Annotated in this window: 13 protein-coding genes and 1 pseudogene; 7 read left to right on the plus strand and 7 right to left on the minus strand. The window is 48.9% G+C overall.

Annotated features, from left to right (window positions below; genetic code table 11):
• Positions 1-57: 57 nt before the first annotated feature.
• Together NQ230_RS07865 and dusC are read left to right on the plus strand one after the other, a co-directional pair.
• Positions 58-855 carry an AraC family transcriptional regulator gene (locus NQ230_RS07865; RefSeq protein ID WP_257260680.1) on the plus strand — a complete coding sequence of 266 codons (798 nt, stop codon included), beginning with the start codon at positions 58-60 and terminating at the stop codon, positions 853-855.
• A 41-nt stretch (positions 856-896) separates the two neighbouring features.
• Entirely contained in the window at positions 897-1,835 is a 939-nt protein-coding gene (gene dusC / locus NQ230_RS07870) for a tRNA dihydrouridine(16) synthase DusC (protein ID WP_257260682.1), read from the plus strand.
• Between the two features lie 111 nt (positions 1,836-1,946).
• Here dusC and NQ230_RS07875 read toward each other — a convergent pair whose 3' ends face one another.
• From NQ230_RS07875 to NQ230_RS07885, 3 genes are read right to left on the minus strand one after another with little or no spacing between them, the layout of a single operon-like run.
• A complete protein-coding gene (locus NQ230_RS07875; RefSeq protein ID WP_257260684.1) occupies positions 1,947-3,866 on the minus strand; it encodes a DUF3732 domain-containing protein in 1,920 nt (639 codons plus the stop codon).
• Positions 3,867-4,337: a three component ABC system middle component gene (locus NQ230_RS07880; protein ID WP_257260685.1), complete on the minus strand. Its 471-nt coding sequence runs from the start codon at positions 4,335-4,337 to the stop codon at positions 3,867-3,869. It abuts the gene before it with no gap.
• Complete coding sequence (locus tag NQ230_RS07885; RefSeq protein ID WP_257260686.1) at positions 4,324-5,439, minus strand: ABC-three component system protein; 1,116 nt, start codon at positions 5,437-5,439, stop codon at positions 4,324-4,326. The genes NQ230_RS07880 and NQ230_RS07885 overlap by 14 nt, the downstream gene beginning before the upstream one ends.
• A gap of 197 nt (positions 5,440-5,636) precedes the next feature.
• On the opposite strand from NQ230_RS07885, the pseudogene NQ230_RS07890 reads away from it, so the two are divergent.
• A pseudogene (locus NQ230_RS07890) lies at positions 5,637-6,236 on the plus strand (family 1 glycosylhydrolase); the annotation flags it as partial.
• Between the two features lie 39 nt (positions 6,237-6,275).
• Here NQ230_RS07890 and yohP read toward each other — a convergent pair.
• Positions 6,276-6,359, minus strand: a complete 84-nt coding sequence (gene yohP / locus NQ230_RS23035) for a small membrane protein YohP (RefSeq protein WP_015572324.1) — start codon at positions 6,357-6,359, stop codon at positions 6,276-6,278.
• Positions 6,360-6,563: 204 nt separating this feature from the next.
• Here yohP and mdtQ point away from each other — a divergent pair, with 204 nt between their 5' ends.
• Both mdtQ and NQ230_RS07900 read left to right on the plus strand, forming a co-directional pair.
• Complete coding sequence (mdtQ, locus tag NQ230_RS07895; protein WP_257260687.1) at positions 6,564-7,982, plus strand: multidrug resistance outer membrane protein MdtQ; 1,419 nt, start codon at positions 6,564-6,566, stop codon at positions 7,980-7,982.
• Positions 7,983-8,032: 50 nt separating this feature from the next.
• The gene (locus NQ230_RS07900; RefSeq protein WP_121425330.1) at positions 8,033-8,797 is read left to right on the plus strand and encodes an SDR family oxidoreductase; all 765 of its coding nucleotides are present in this window, start codon (positions 8,033-8,035) and stop codon (positions 8,795-8,797) included.
• 96 nt (positions 8,798-8,893) lie between these two features.
• Here the strand turns inward: NQ230_RS07900 and NQ230_RS07905 are convergent, their stop codons facing one another.
• Positions 8,894-9,466 carry a DedA family protein gene (locus tag NQ230_RS07905; RefSeq protein WP_213820328.1) on the minus strand — a complete coding sequence of 191 codons (573 nt, stop codon included), beginning with the start codon at positions 9,464-9,466 and terminating at the stop codon, positions 8,894-8,896.
• 157 nt (positions 9,467-9,623) lie between these two features.
• Here NQ230_RS07905 and NQ230_RS07910 point away from each other — a divergent pair, with 157 nt between their 5' ends.
• Together NQ230_RS07910 and pbpG are read left to right on the plus strand one after the other, a co-directional pair.
• Entirely contained in the window at positions 9,624-10,211 is a 588-nt protein-coding gene (locus NQ230_RS07910; RefSeq protein WP_033146018.1) for a Yip1 family protein, read from the plus strand.
• Between the two features lie 167 nt (positions 10,212-10,378).
• On the plus strand, positions 10,379-11,302 hold the full coding sequence (gene pbpG, locus NQ230_RS07915; RefSeq protein ID WP_121425332.1) for a D-alanyl-D-alanine endopeptidase: 924 nt from the start codon (positions 10,379-10,381) through the stop codon (positions 11,300-11,302).
• 94 nt (positions 11,303-11,396) lie between these two features.
• On the opposite strand, the gene NQ230_RS07920 is transcribed toward pbpG, so the two are convergent.
• Positions 11,397-11,951 (minus strand): GNAT family N-acetyltransferase, encoded by a 555-nt coding sequence (locus NQ230_RS07920; protein ID WP_121425333.1) that lies wholly within the window; start codon positions 11,949-11,951, stop codon positions 11,397-11,399.
• Positions 11,952-12,063: 112 nt separating this feature from the next.
• Entirely contained in the window at positions 12,064-13,812 is a 1,749-nt protein-coding gene (gene dld / locus NQ230_RS07925) for a D-lactate dehydrogenase (protein ID WP_257260688.1), read from the minus strand.
• Positions 13,813-13,955: the final 143 nt, after the last annotated feature.

The raw sequence follows: 13,955 nt of genomic DNA on the forward strand, positions 1-13,955 counted from the left end.
CGTCTCTCTCCGGTTACGTGTACAAGCAGCATCATAAGAGGAAGGGAGGAATGTGAAATGCCAACCGTTATCGATAAAACGCCAATTCACGACGACGCCATCGGATGGTCCAGAGGGGCAATTAGCTATACGCGCGGCGAAGTGGATCCCCCTCACCGGCATTCACAGGGGCAACTTTTGTTTGCCATCAAAGGGGTGATGCTGGTCGAAACCGGCAATAAGCGTTGGGTCATACCGCCTCAGCGCGCGCTGTGGATCCCTCCCTTTCAGGAACACACCTACAGTGTGTTATCCACAACGGAGCTCCGCGCGGTCTGGTTTAGCCCCGCGCTGATAGCGCAATGCGAGCCTTTTACGCGGAAAGAAGAGGTCCACGTGATTATGGCGACAGCGTTGTTCAAAGAGCTGATTGCCGGGCTGTTCAGCGCGGAATACCGGCCGGCAAGCCAGCGCAGCATGGCCGTTTTGCTGCTCGAAATCCTCAGTGAGGCGCAGCAGATTTCGACCGAATTACCGATGCCCGTTGATGAGCGGTTACATCGCGTTGCCTGTGACATCATTGCCAACAATCTCTGGGATGTTTCGATGGAAAGACTGGCGGAACAGGTAGCGATGTCTGAGCGCACATTCTCACGCGCGTTTATCAAAGATACCGGATTTAGCTTCCGGGCCTGGCGACAGCGAGCAAGGATTTGTGCCTCGCTGGACTTGCTCGCAAACGGATACCCGGCTAAGCAGGTGGCCTGGATGCTGGGGTTTTCTGGCCCGGCGGCATTTGCGGCGGCGTTTCGCGCCATTGTCGGGGCAACGACAGCTGACTTTTTCCCTGAACAGAAGCGCTTCCCAGCGATATAGAGAGCGGCTACTATAGCGTGTCTTTTTTCACAGGTACTGCTATGCGTGTTTTACTGGCCCCAATGGAAGGCGTGCTCGACTCCCTCGTGCGCGAGCTTCTGACCGAGGTGAACGATTATGATCTCTGCGTGACGGAGTTTTTGCGCGTGGTCGATATGTTGTTGCCGGTAAAATCCTTCTTCCGCCTGTGCCCCGAGCTGCACAACCAGAGCCGGACCTCTTCCGGCACGCTGGTGCGTATTCAGCTGCTCGGCCAGTATCCCGAATGGCTGGCGGAGAACGCCGCCCGCGCGGTTGAACTGGGCTCTTACGGGGTGGATCTCAACTGCGGCTGTCCGTCGAAGCTGGTGAACGGCAGCGGCGGCGGAGCGACGTTGCTGCAAGATCCTGAGCTGATTTACCGCGGCGCGAAGGCGATGCGTGAGGCCGTGCCTACGCATTTGCCGGTGACGGTGAAGGTGCGCCTGGGATGGGACAGCGACGCGCGGCAGTTTGAAATCGCCGATGCGGTGCAGCAGGCCGGGGCCACCGAGCTGGTGGTGCATGGCCGCACCAAAGAGGATGGCTACAAAGCCGAACGCATTAACTGGCAGGCGATCGGGGAGATCCGCAAGCGCCTCACCATTCCGGTCATCGCCAACGGTGAAATCTGTGATTACGAGAGCGCGCAGGCCTGTCTGAACGCCACCGGCTGCGATGCGGTAATGATCGGTCGCGGCGCCCTGAATGTGCCGAACCTCAGCCGGGTGGTGAAATATAACGAGCCGCGGATGCCGTGGGCAGACGTCGTCACGCTGCTGCAAAAATACAGCCGTCTGGAAAAGCAGGGCGACACCGGCTTGTATCACGTCGCGCGAATTAAACAGTGGCTGAGTTATTTACGCAAAGAGTATTCCGAGGCAACTTCTCTCTTTATGGAAATTCGAACATTAAGCAATTCTGCCGACATTTGTTTTGCTATTAATAATTATCGTCAATAATATTATTGTTTTAATGTTTTTAAATAACGCAGTGGAGTTCCAACTTATCGAATGAATTGAGAAACACTGTAATCAAAAAAAGTAACAGGGGGCTTTTGCCCCCTGTTACTTTTATATTAACTTCTCACCATTTTCCTTCCATCTTTTTCTAACTAAAGACTCAAACTTAATATCTTTTAGTTCTAGTTTATCTGCATGTTCTAATATTATGACTTGAGGCATAAAACCAGATTTTTCTTTGATGTAATTTAAAATTGTAACAATGGTGTTAAATATATTTTCCACTTGTTTTAGATCTGAATCCTTCTCTTTTTGATTATTAAATCCGGAAGGGAAATAAACTTGACTTGGTTGGTCTAAAAAAAGGAAGGTTGGAATACATGATTTTTCCTCTGTAGCCAGTAAATATAAAATAGATAAAAATAAAGACAAATGACAAGCTAACCAGTTCGCACCACTTCCCATTTCATGTAGCCTAATCTCTTGGTCTCCCAATTTATGATAAAAATCGAAAGACTGAAGAGAAAAATGAAGGTTTGCTGGTTTTAACTCTTCTTCAAAATCGAGTTGATTACAAATTTGAGTCATTATAGAATTTAATCTTTTCTCATATGTAAGGTATTTTTCTTCAAGATTGTATGTTGCAATTTCCTTTTCTAGTCTTTCTATTCTAGATCTTAATTCTTTTGTTGAGTCATCTGAATTTATTATTTCATTGTTATTTAAATAAACAGAAATTAGAGTGCTAACTTGTCCGCGCATAAAGTTCGCTTTCTCGCGAAAACTTTTTGATTTGGCTAATTCTAATTTATTTCTCTCGAATGCCTTAATTTTACCATTTAATATCCGTAAGTTTCTCTTTATTTCGTCACGTCGTTTAATAAGATTTTCCATTTCAGTGGTAATATCTTCGTGGAAAATTTGTAGTTTTGAAAGATCTTGTACTAAAACTGTTTGATGTTGAATTAGAGACTCTAATTCCTGAGATAATGCAGATTGCTTGCTTTCACAAAGAGGACATTTCAATATGTCTGGAGAAGAAATATCAAAAGTTTTTTTTATTTTATTCAGCTCTGTTGCATGCTCAACGGAGATTGAATTGCATAGCTCTAATTTAGATATTTTTTCATTAATACTTGCTAGTTCAAGGTTGCAGTTATCTTGATCTTTTATATAATCTTTGTACAAACTTTCTGTTTGCCCTGAGCCATATGCCATATCTGGGACTGAGGGAAGATCAGTTGCAATCTTCAATATTTGGTTATAGTTTAAGTCTTCAGTTAATTTATAATCAATAAATGCTAAGTAATTTTCAATTAGATCTTTTAAGGTTTTTTTCTTTTGATCATACGTGGCTTTATAATTTCGTTCTAATTTCTCTTGAGTCCTGAGCTTTTTATATGTATCATCAAGCTCACGAATTAATCTATAATAATTCCCATCTACCCAGCCAAGAAATATTGGTAATTCCTTGATGGTTCTATCTCGCTTGATAAAATCATGGAAGCGATAAAATAGAGCATGTTTATTGGCAATTAAATTCTGATGCTGAAATAATAAAGAAACAGCGTTTCTAATAGAGGCCTTTCCATGATGGAAACTATTTTCATCGTCTCTTAAATTAGATACTGATAATCCGAGATAGCTTTCAAATTTTTTCTGAGCTTCTTTGATTGATGCCGGAGCTATTTTTTCAAAATAGCTTAAGCTTAATGGTGATATTTTTGTTATATCAACTTCTTGTCTAATGTATGCTTTGGAACTCATTCCTGTCTTAAATGCAGGTCTACCGATAACAATGAAGCTCTTGCCTAATTGAAATACGATTGAATAGAAATCCGAAAAGGAGGTTATTATTCCTTTTGGTATACTGGAAGTTTTAGCAAATAAACAGTAATCAACTATTTCTAATAATGCACTTTTACCAGTTTTAGAATCGCCAGTTATAACATTCACACCATCCGTGAATTCAACAAATCTATGTTCACCATTATTATTGAATATATTTATAGATTTAATAATTGCTTTCATTTAGATTGCTCCAAATTTTATAATGATATCTAATGAGTCTTCTTTTGCTAACATTGCGCCGAGATTATATGCAGCCTTATAATGTTTCTTTTTATACTCATCATTTTCTGTAATGGATTTTATTGGTTCATGAAGGGTAATGTGACTGTTTATAGATAATTTACCTAATGATGATAATATAATAATGGCTTTTTTAGTAACTGGTTTATAATGTTCAATATTCCATTTTGATTTAAAATATGAGCTTTGCAAGTTACTATTAGTTAATAGTTTACTCATGTTTGATTTAATGTTGCCTTTCGAGAGATGTTCTAAAGCATTCTCATCGAGCAAAATAGGAATTGCAAGGAAGATTAATTCAAATTCTAATCCATCTTTTTTTATTCTTTGCGCACCACTTAAAAAACTTTCGAGTAAAGAAGCGATCCATAAAGGAGAGTGTAATAGTGCAATAAAATCAATCGGTTTCATTGTTCTTTACCTCAAAATGCCATGAGAAATTTTTCTGCTCAACATGAGAATGAATTCTTCCCTTCTGATAGTATTTTTCCATGGAATGTACATTCCGTATTTGTTTCGTTTCTAACAGCAAACAGTCTGAGTACATAATTTTTGATTGATTTGTTACGTTAATCGGGGTGCTCATTAATTGCAAAGTATTGATATGTTTTAATTTTAATAAATCGAGATCTTGTAATAAATCATCTTCAAAATCTTCAAGATGATTTACCAAAGTTGAATGCAACCTAAGAAGTTTTAGTAAGCTTTTTTCTGAGCGAAGATAATCTATTACTGCATCAGTTATCATCTTTTCGCCAATCTCTATAGATTCTAGTTCCTTAACGAAATAGTAATTATTTGATTTTTCCTCTATGACATCTGTTTTAGACACTACTGGAAATGGATAATCTTTCTGAACATAAGGCATCGAAAAACCTATCATTTCTCTTATGAACTCATTATATTCTATATGCCACGTATCTGAGTTTTTTATTGCTTTTAATGATATAAAGCCCAACATTCTTTCTATGAATGATTCCTTGTGAATGTCAGGGATTAATTTAAAAGCATCATGTGATTTAAGTTCCTCAAGCTTATCCATTATGTTTGGCTGCGATGATATTATATTTATTTTATCAAGAAGAGATAAAATCTCTTCATCACTTCGTAGTAATAATTCATTATGATATTTCTGTATTGTTTGGGTAGGTATGACTTTCTTTAATCGTTCTTTTTTTATCTTTGATGATAAATTATTCCAATCGAAAAATATTGACTCTTCTTTAATGTCTGAAGTTGTTAATAATTCAAATCGTGTAAAGCCTGAATAAACTGCATGCTCAGACATTAAGTTGTATAATGTCTTCCAAAAGTCTCTGTGTGTATCATTAAGAAATGTATCAGACATATGATGTTTAACTTCTGTACTAGTTCCATTATGAGCTACATCACCAAAGCATTCGATCCAAATAATATCATTCTCTTTTCCACTCAAGCATCTTTCTAACGCTATAAATTTCTGGTATTCGAAACCCAATATGTTTGAGGTGGCATTATTAGATACTCCTGACATGATTACCTCCCTGATATATAAACGAAGTCTACTATAACTCCTATATAGAGTAACTTGTAAACAAAAATTTTAATACTGTGTGAATATACAGGTAAGTGTTGTTTCGATATGTTTTTTTCAAGAAAAGACATTACTGGATATTCATTTTATTTGAAATGGTTAACTTTGTTAATTAATTGTTGATTTGACTTATCATCTTTATGCAGCGCTTCTTCCGCGACAACGGTATTCAGCTTGAGGTCACGGATGCCGACCGCGAGGCGCTGAAATCGACCGTCGACTTTATCTCGTTCAGCTACTACATGACGGGCTGCGTCACCGCGGATGACGCCCTCAACCAGCAGGCGCGCGGCAACATCCTGAGCATGGTGCCAAACCCGCATCTGGCCAGTTCCGAATGGGGCTGGCAGATTGACCCCATCGGTCTGCGTACCCTGTTAAACGTGCTTTGGGATCGCTATCAGAAGCCGTTGTTTATCGTAGAAAATGGCCTCGGCGCGAAGGATAAACCGGACGCGGACGGCGTGGTCCAGGATGACTATCGCATCAGCTACCTTAACGACCATCTGGTACAGGTGCGAGAAGCGATTGAAGACGGCGTTGAGGTGATGGGCTATACCAGCTGGGGGCCAATCGACCTGGTGAGCGCGTCTAAAGCGGAACTGTCCAAACGCTACGGCTTTATTTACGTGGACCGCGACGACAGCGGTAAAGGCACCCTGGCGCGCAGCCGTAAAAAGAGTTTTTACTGGTATAAAGAGGTGATTGCCACGAAGGGGGGATCGCTGAAAGCCTGAGATGAATAACATCGCCCGGCGCAGTGCCGGGCAAATAGATCAGAAAATCATTTTGAATACGCCGGTAACCACTAACAGCCCTATCAAAAATATAATTAAAATAACCCACAGTAATATTTTCATTCCCTTCTCCTGCCCGTGTATGACACTGAATAAGTGTAGCAGTCAATTCATAATTCGCATGAATATATTTAATTTACTCATTGTGGTTGGAAATAAATTGCCGAATATGAAAATGTATGACAATTTGCGGATTGCCACGCGTTACTAAAAAACAGAGCGGCATCAAGCGTAATTTGCGCCTTTAATTTTTTGAGTTATGGCGTAATGAAACGTTCTCTTATTTTATCTCTGAGTGCTCCTCTTGTCTTAATGCTGGCTGCCTGCGCGCCGGAACATGCCAGCGTGTCGCCGATTAAAACGCAAGCCGCTGCGGCGTCGGTGAATACACGGCTAAGTCAAACCAGCTGGCCGAAAAACGAATGGTGGAAAGACTATAACGATCCGCAGCTTAATTCGCTGATTGCGAAGGCGCTAAATGATGCGCCGGATATGCAGATTGCCCGTCAGCGCATTACGCTTGCCGAAGCCCAGGCGAAAGCCACCATGGCGGCAGACGGCCCACAGATTGATTTCTCCGCCGATGCGGAACGGCAAAAAATGTCTGCGGAAGGGTTGATGGGACCCTTCGCCATTACCGATCCGGCCGCGGGCACCACCGGGCCGTGGTACACCAACGGCACCTTTGGGCTGACCGCAGGCTGGGATCTCGACCTGTGGGGCAAAAACCGCGCGCAGGTTGAAGCCCACATCGGCAAGGTCAACGCCCAAAAAGCCGAGATGGAGCAGACCCGTCAGCTGTTGGCCAGTAGCGTCGCGCGGCTTTACTGGGAGTGGCAGACTCAGGCCGCGGTGGGGGATGTCCTCGTGCAGATTAAACACGAGCAGGAAAATATCATCGGTGCCGACCGGGAGCTGTATCAGCACGGGATCACCTCTTCGGTAGAAGGTGTCGAAACCGATATTAATGCCAGTAAAACCGAAGAGCAGCTTGCCGGGGTAAAAGGCAAAATGAAAGCCGTTGAGGCACGTCTGCAGGCCCTGACCAACACCTCCTCTATGAAACTGACTCGCCATGCTTTACCAACAGCGGAAGCGGCGTTGCCCGCCACGCTGGGATACGAGCTGCTGGCTCGCCGTCCGGATCTGCAGGAGGCGCACTGGTACATTGAAGCTTCCCTTAGCGAAGTGGATGCCGCCAAAGCCGCCTTCTATCCTGACGTGAACCTGATGGCGTTCCTACAGCAGGATGCCCTGCATCTGAGCGATCTGTTTCGCTCTTCAGCGCAGCAGATGGGCGTGACCGCCGGATTGACGCTGCCGATCTTCGATAGCGGCAGGCTGAATGCGAATCTGGATATCGCCCAGGCGCAGAACAACCTTTCGGTGGCGAACTACAACAAGGCGGTGGTCGATGCCGTTAACCAGGTGGCGCGCGCGGCCAGTGAAGTTGAAACCCTGACCGCCAAAAACCAGCAGCAGCGGCAGGTCGAAAAAGATGCCGCGCGCGTGGTGGCACTGGCACAGGCGCGCTTCAGCGCGGGGATTATTGCCGGTTCCCGCGTTAGCGAGGCCAAAATTCCGGCACTGAAGGAACATATCGCTACGCTGACCCTGAAAGGGCAGTACGTGGATGCCACGCTACAGCTGACGTCCGCCCTGGGCGGTGGCTATCATCACGGCTAAAAAAGGTCATTATCTATACTTACCTCTTTGCACATTTTCAGGAGGTGAGTATGACCCGAGTAGCAATTGTAACGGCATCGGATTCCGGTATCGGTAAAACCACCGCGCTGATGCTGGCCGAACGCGGGTTTGATATCGGCGTCACCTGGCATTCCGATGAAAGCGGCGCGCGGGAAACCTGCCGTGAGGTTGAGGCGAGGGGGCAGCGTGCAGAGGCTATCCATCTTGATTTGAGCACCCTGCCGGAAGGTGCAGAGGCCATTGAAACGCTGATTGCGCGTTTTGGCCGGCTGGACGTGCTGGTCAACAATGCGGGGGCGATGACCAAAGCGCCGTTCCTTGATATGCCATTTGACGACTGGAGGACGATTTTCACCGTCGACGTGGACGGCGCGTTTCTCTGTTCACAAATTGCCGCGCGGCAGATGGTGAAGCAGGGGGAAGGGGGGCGAATTGTGAACATTACCTCGGTGCATGAGCACACGCCGCTGCCGGAGGCGAGCGCCTACACGGCGGCAAAACATGCGCTCGGCGGGTTAACCAAATCCATGGCGATGGAACTGGTTAAGCATAATATTCTGGTGAACGCCGTCGCGCCGGGAGCCATTGCCACACCGATGAACGACATGGACGACAGCGAAGTGAAGGAAGGTTCAATGCCGGAAATCCCGCTGGCAAGACCGGGCCACACCAAAGAGATCGCCAGCCTGGTGGCGTGGCTGTGCGACAGCGACGCCAGCTACACGACGGGGCAATCATTTATTGTCGACGGGGGTTTTATGCTGGCGAACCCGCAGTTTAAGCCGGAGGGGTAAGTTTCCCCCTCACCCTAACCCTCTCCCAGAGGGAGAGGGAACTAAAAACCCCCTCTCCCTCTGGGAGAGGGCCGGGGTGAGGGCACCAGACCGCACTCACTCCTCATCCCGCGTCTTTTCCCGATGCTTCAGCCACAGCCTGACCCCAATCACCGCCACAACCACCAGAATCAACCACGCCCAGTGCTTCAGGTGCTGGTCGAGATTATGCAGCCATGGCGCAATCACTTCGCCCCCGACGTAGCCGAGCGTCGTAAAAATCATCGCCCAGGCAATCGCCCCCACAATGTTGAGCGGCAGGAAAATTTTTGGCGGCAAATGGCTGGCGCCAATCAGTATCGGCCCGATGATGCGAAAGCCATACATAAAGCGCGTGCCGATGACGAACAGATAGGGATGACGCTGAATGAGCCGTTGAGCGCGGCGGATTTTCTTCTGATGCTTTGCGAAACGCTTAAGCAGCGTGGGCCCGAAGCGCAGCCCGAGAAAGTAGAGCAGCTGATCGCCAATCATTCCGCCGAGCGCGACCGCAGCGACGACCAGCGGGAATTTCAGCAATCCCTGATGCGCGGCGACGCCGCCTAACAGCGTGATGGTTTCACCTTCTGCCACGCTACCGATGACCAGCGCGGCATAGCCATATTGTTCAATAAGTGCGTTAATATCCATTACGTAAATGTTATCTCCCTCTTCATGCCTCGTTTAATCATATACCCCATGAATCAACAGCGGGGAAATCAACGGAAATTTCCCACTGTACAGAAAATAATCTAAAGCCTGCATTATACTTAAGGTATCGCTGACGGGCCGACAACAAGGGGGCGCTATGAACCATGTCTGGGGACTTTTCTCCCATCCCGATCGTGAAATGCATGTCATTAAAAGTGAGAACGAAACGGTCTCGCATCATTACACGCATCATGTGCTGCTGATGGCTGCGGTGCCGGTAATATGCGCTTTTATCGGAACAACACAAATCGGCTGGAACTTCGGTGACGGCACCGTGGTTCAGCTTTCCTGGTTTACCGGGCTCTATCTGGCCATTGTTTTTTATGGCCTGATGCTGGCGGGTGTGGCGATAATGGGGCGTGTCATTCACTGGATGGCGCGTAACTACCCGCAACGTCCATCGCTGGCGCACTGTATGGTCTTTGCCGGATATGTCGCGACCCCGCTGTTCTTAAGCGGTATTGTTGCGCTCTATCCACTGGTCTGGCTGTGCGCGCTGATCGGTACCATTGCCCTCTTTTACACCGGGTATCTGCTGTATCTGGGGGTCCCTACCTTCCTGAATATCAATAAAGAAGAGGGCCTGAGTTTTTCCAGTTCAACACTCGCTATTGGGGTGCTGGTGCTGGAGGCACTACTGGCACTGACGGTTATTCTTTGGGGTTATGGATACCGTCTCTTCTGAGTTCACTGCATTGCTGGCGTAAATGCCAGCAATGCAGCATCTGTTCACGATTATCCGCTGGCGACAACGTCCGGTGACCGCTATGATGCCGAAGCCAGCCTGTGTTTATCCGTTGATACAGGCGGTGTACGTCATTACGTGCGTGAATAATTATCAGAAGTCTCACCATGCTGAAATTCCGAGTCTCTTTACTTAGCCTGGCGCTGCTGCTGGGCGCGTCCGCTGCCGTGCCGGCCGTCGCTAAAACGCCCGCGGTGACCGCCGCCGCTGCTCAGCCGCAAATTGCGTCCGGCAGCGCGATGATTGTCGATCTCAACACCAATAAGGTGATCTACGCCAGCCACCCGGACCTGGTGCGCCCGATCGCCTCGATTACCAAATTAATGACCGCGATGGTGGTGCTTGATGCCCATCTGCCGCTGGACGAAAAGCTGAAAGTGGACATCAGCCACACGCCGGAGATGAAAGGGATCTACTCTCGCGTGCGTCTGAACAGTGAAATCAGCCGTAAAAATATGCTGCTGCTGGCGCTGATGTCATCTGAAAACCGTGCGGCGGCGAGCCTGGCGCACCACTATCCGGGCGGCTACGACGCCTTTATCCGCGCGATGAACGCGAAAGCCAAATCGCTGGGGATGACCAATACGCATTATGTTGAACCGACGGGTCTGTCGATCAACAACGTCTCCACGGCCCGCGACCTGACGAAACTGCTGATAGCCAGCAAACAGTATCCGCTGATTGGACAGCTCAGTACCACCCGTGAAGAGATGGCGACCTTTGCGAACCCGGCCTACACGCTGCCGTTCCGCAATACTAACCATCTGGTTTACCGGGATAACTGGAATATTCAGTTAACGAAAACTGGCTTTACCAACGCGGCAGGACACTGTCTTGTGATGCGCACCGTGTTTAACGGTAAGCCGGTGGCGCTGGTGGTGATGGATGCCTTTGGCAAATACACGCACTTTGCCGATGCCAGCCGTCTGCGCACCTGGATTGAGACCGGGAAAGTGCAGCCCGTTCCGGCCGCAGCATTGACGTATAAAAAGCAGAAAGCGGAACAGATGGCGACGGCGCAGAACGACTGAGCCGTTTGTGCGCGCTGATGCCCTCACCCCGACCCTCTCCCACAGGGAGAGGGAGAAAACACTAAAAACGGTAACCTGGGTTACCGTTTTGCTTTTATTCCGGCAGCGTCCAGTCTCCATCGTTGAGCGGGCGCTGCATAATCACCGTATCCCGCCAGTCGCCTTTCTTATACCCTACGCTTCGCAGCTGACCGACAATCTCGAAGCCGTGCTTTTTATGCAGCCGCAGCGAGCCTGAATTATTGTTGCCATCTCCCACAACGGCAATCATCTGCCGCCACGGGCCTTGCTCGCAGCGGGCGATCAGCGCATCCATTAATGCCGAGCCAAAACCGCGCCCGGTAATGCTGGCATCCACGTAAATCGACTCTTCCAGGGTATAGCGGTAGGCGTGTCGCGGACGGTAAGGCGTGGCGTAGCAGTAGCCCACCACGATGCCGCGATACAGCGCGATAAGCCACGGTAAACCGTTCTCAGCCACGCTTTTCATCCGCTGACGCATTTCGTCGATAGTCGGGGGGACTTCTTCAAATGACGCGCGCCCGTGAAGCACATGCCAGGCATAGATGGCGGCGATGGCATGCACATCATCGGGAAGGGCATCGCGCACTTCCAGTTCGGTCTCGGATAAAACATCAACAGCCGACATGATGTGCCTGCTCCTCGTAATAGAATGCCGGAGAAACGTTACTCCGGTGTCAGAGCGTCACTCTATTACGATTAAGGCACGCTAAACAATCTCTCAAATTTGGCTGTAGGAATTAATCAGACGCTTGCGTTATGCGCTGCTCCGCATCTGCCTCTTCTTTCCAGTATTTCTTCCGCGTTGTTTTACCAATGCCGGGATTCATGCTGTTTGTAGGGTCATTCTCGCGATAAAACTGCTTAAGTGCGTCAGGGGCTTTATAAAGATGCCCGACGTTATGTTCCGCAGGATATTGTGCGCCGCGTTCGCGCAGCAGGGCGAGCATCTGCTCCTTCAGTTCGTGTGCATCGACCCCTTTTTTGACGATGTAATCCTGATGGAAGACATAACACATAAAGTGGCCGTAATAGAGCTTGTGCACCAGCTTGCTGTCGATTTCCGGCGGAAGGTGCTCAAACCACTCGGTGTCGTTACGGCGCAGGGCGATATCCAGCGCCAGAATATCTTCCACCTCTTCGGAATGCACCGCCTGGTAACGGATGGCGGCACCCGCAGCGGCAAAACGGTGCAGGAAGGCTTTGCTGCCTTCTTCCGGCGTGCAGGCAAAGAAATCACCCTCAGCCGTCCTGAAGAACTCGGTCAGCCAGCTTTGCGCTTCGGCAATCCCGTCTCCGGCCATCTTCAGCAGCAGGTGGTGCTCATACTTATCGCGCCAGGTTTTCATTCGCTCCGGTAAGTGCGCCGGGAAAACGTTGCCCAGCTTCTGCATAAAGCGGTCGGTGAAGTGGGGTTTGAACAGCGACACTTTCTCCAGCATCGCATCGGTGCGGCCCTTCATGGTGAAAAAGAACGGCATTTTGTCGGTGCCGAGCTTGTCGATCATCAGGAACGTATCTTTGCCGTAACGCTCGGCGATGTCGTAAATGTCCCGGTGCATGTACTCGCCCGCGACCGGCAGATGGCTGAATTCGCCCAGAATATGACGACGAATTTCGGTCAGAACGTCAGGCTGATTGGTACCGATGTAAAACACCTGCTGCTTTTTCTCTGCCGGGAAGGTATCCAGACGCACGGCAAAAACGGCAAGCTTCCCGGCGCAGCCGGAGGATTCAAACAGGCGGTCCGGGTCGGCGTTGTAGCGCGCTGGCGTATCGGCATCGATATCCCGCACGCGGGTCACGTAGTCGTGATCGTGCGCGTGGCGGCCATCGTGCTGCACGTCTTCGTCCTTCACGCGATCGTCGTCAAGCTTGCTGAGGATCTGCTCTGGCGTCATGCCGAGATCGATGCCCAGATGGTTCACCAGCGTCAGCTTGCCGTTTTCGTCAATACGGGCAAACAGCGACATCTCGGTGTAGGCAGGCCCGCGCTGCACCAGAGAGCCGCCGGAGTTGTTGCAGATCCCACCGACCACCGAGGCGCCAATACAGGAGGAGCCAATCACCGAGTGCGGCTCGCGGCCCAGCGGCTTAAGCGCTTTTTCCAGGGAGTAGAGCGTCGTGCCGGGGAATGCAAGCACCTGCTCGCCTTTATCCAGCAGGTGCAGCTTGTCGAGGCGCAGGGTGCTGATAATCACGATGTCGCGATCGTAATCGTTGCCGTTCGGCGTGGAGCCTTCGGTCAGACCGGTATTGGCGGCCTGCATTAAAATAATCTTGTCGGCGGCGACGCAGGCGCTCAGGACGCGCCACAGCTCAAGCAGCGTGCCGGGGAAGACCACCGCCAGCGCCTCGCCCTGACCGGAGCGGAAACCCTTACGGTAGCGGGCGGTTTTGGCCGGGTCGGTAAGCAGGTGAGAGGAGCCAACCAGGCGCGACAGTTCGTTAATAAAAGCCGTGTTATCGTTTGTTCGAACAGAAGACATCTTCCACTCCTTGTGGTGGGGCAAATTTCTCGCTGTAAAGCATAGCGCGATTAACTGTTAAGCGGTCGAGTATTCACGAGAAAAATCAGAGAATAACCCTGCAACGTTCTGAGGGTTTGTGGCACACTGCGCTTTTCGCACGG

The sequence above is a fragment of the Enterobacter asburiae genome (genome assembly GCF_024599655.1).
Classification (GTDB): domain Bacteria; phylum Pseudomonadota; class Gammaproteobacteria; order Enterobacterales; family Enterobacteriaceae; genus Enterobacter; species Enterobacter asburiae_D.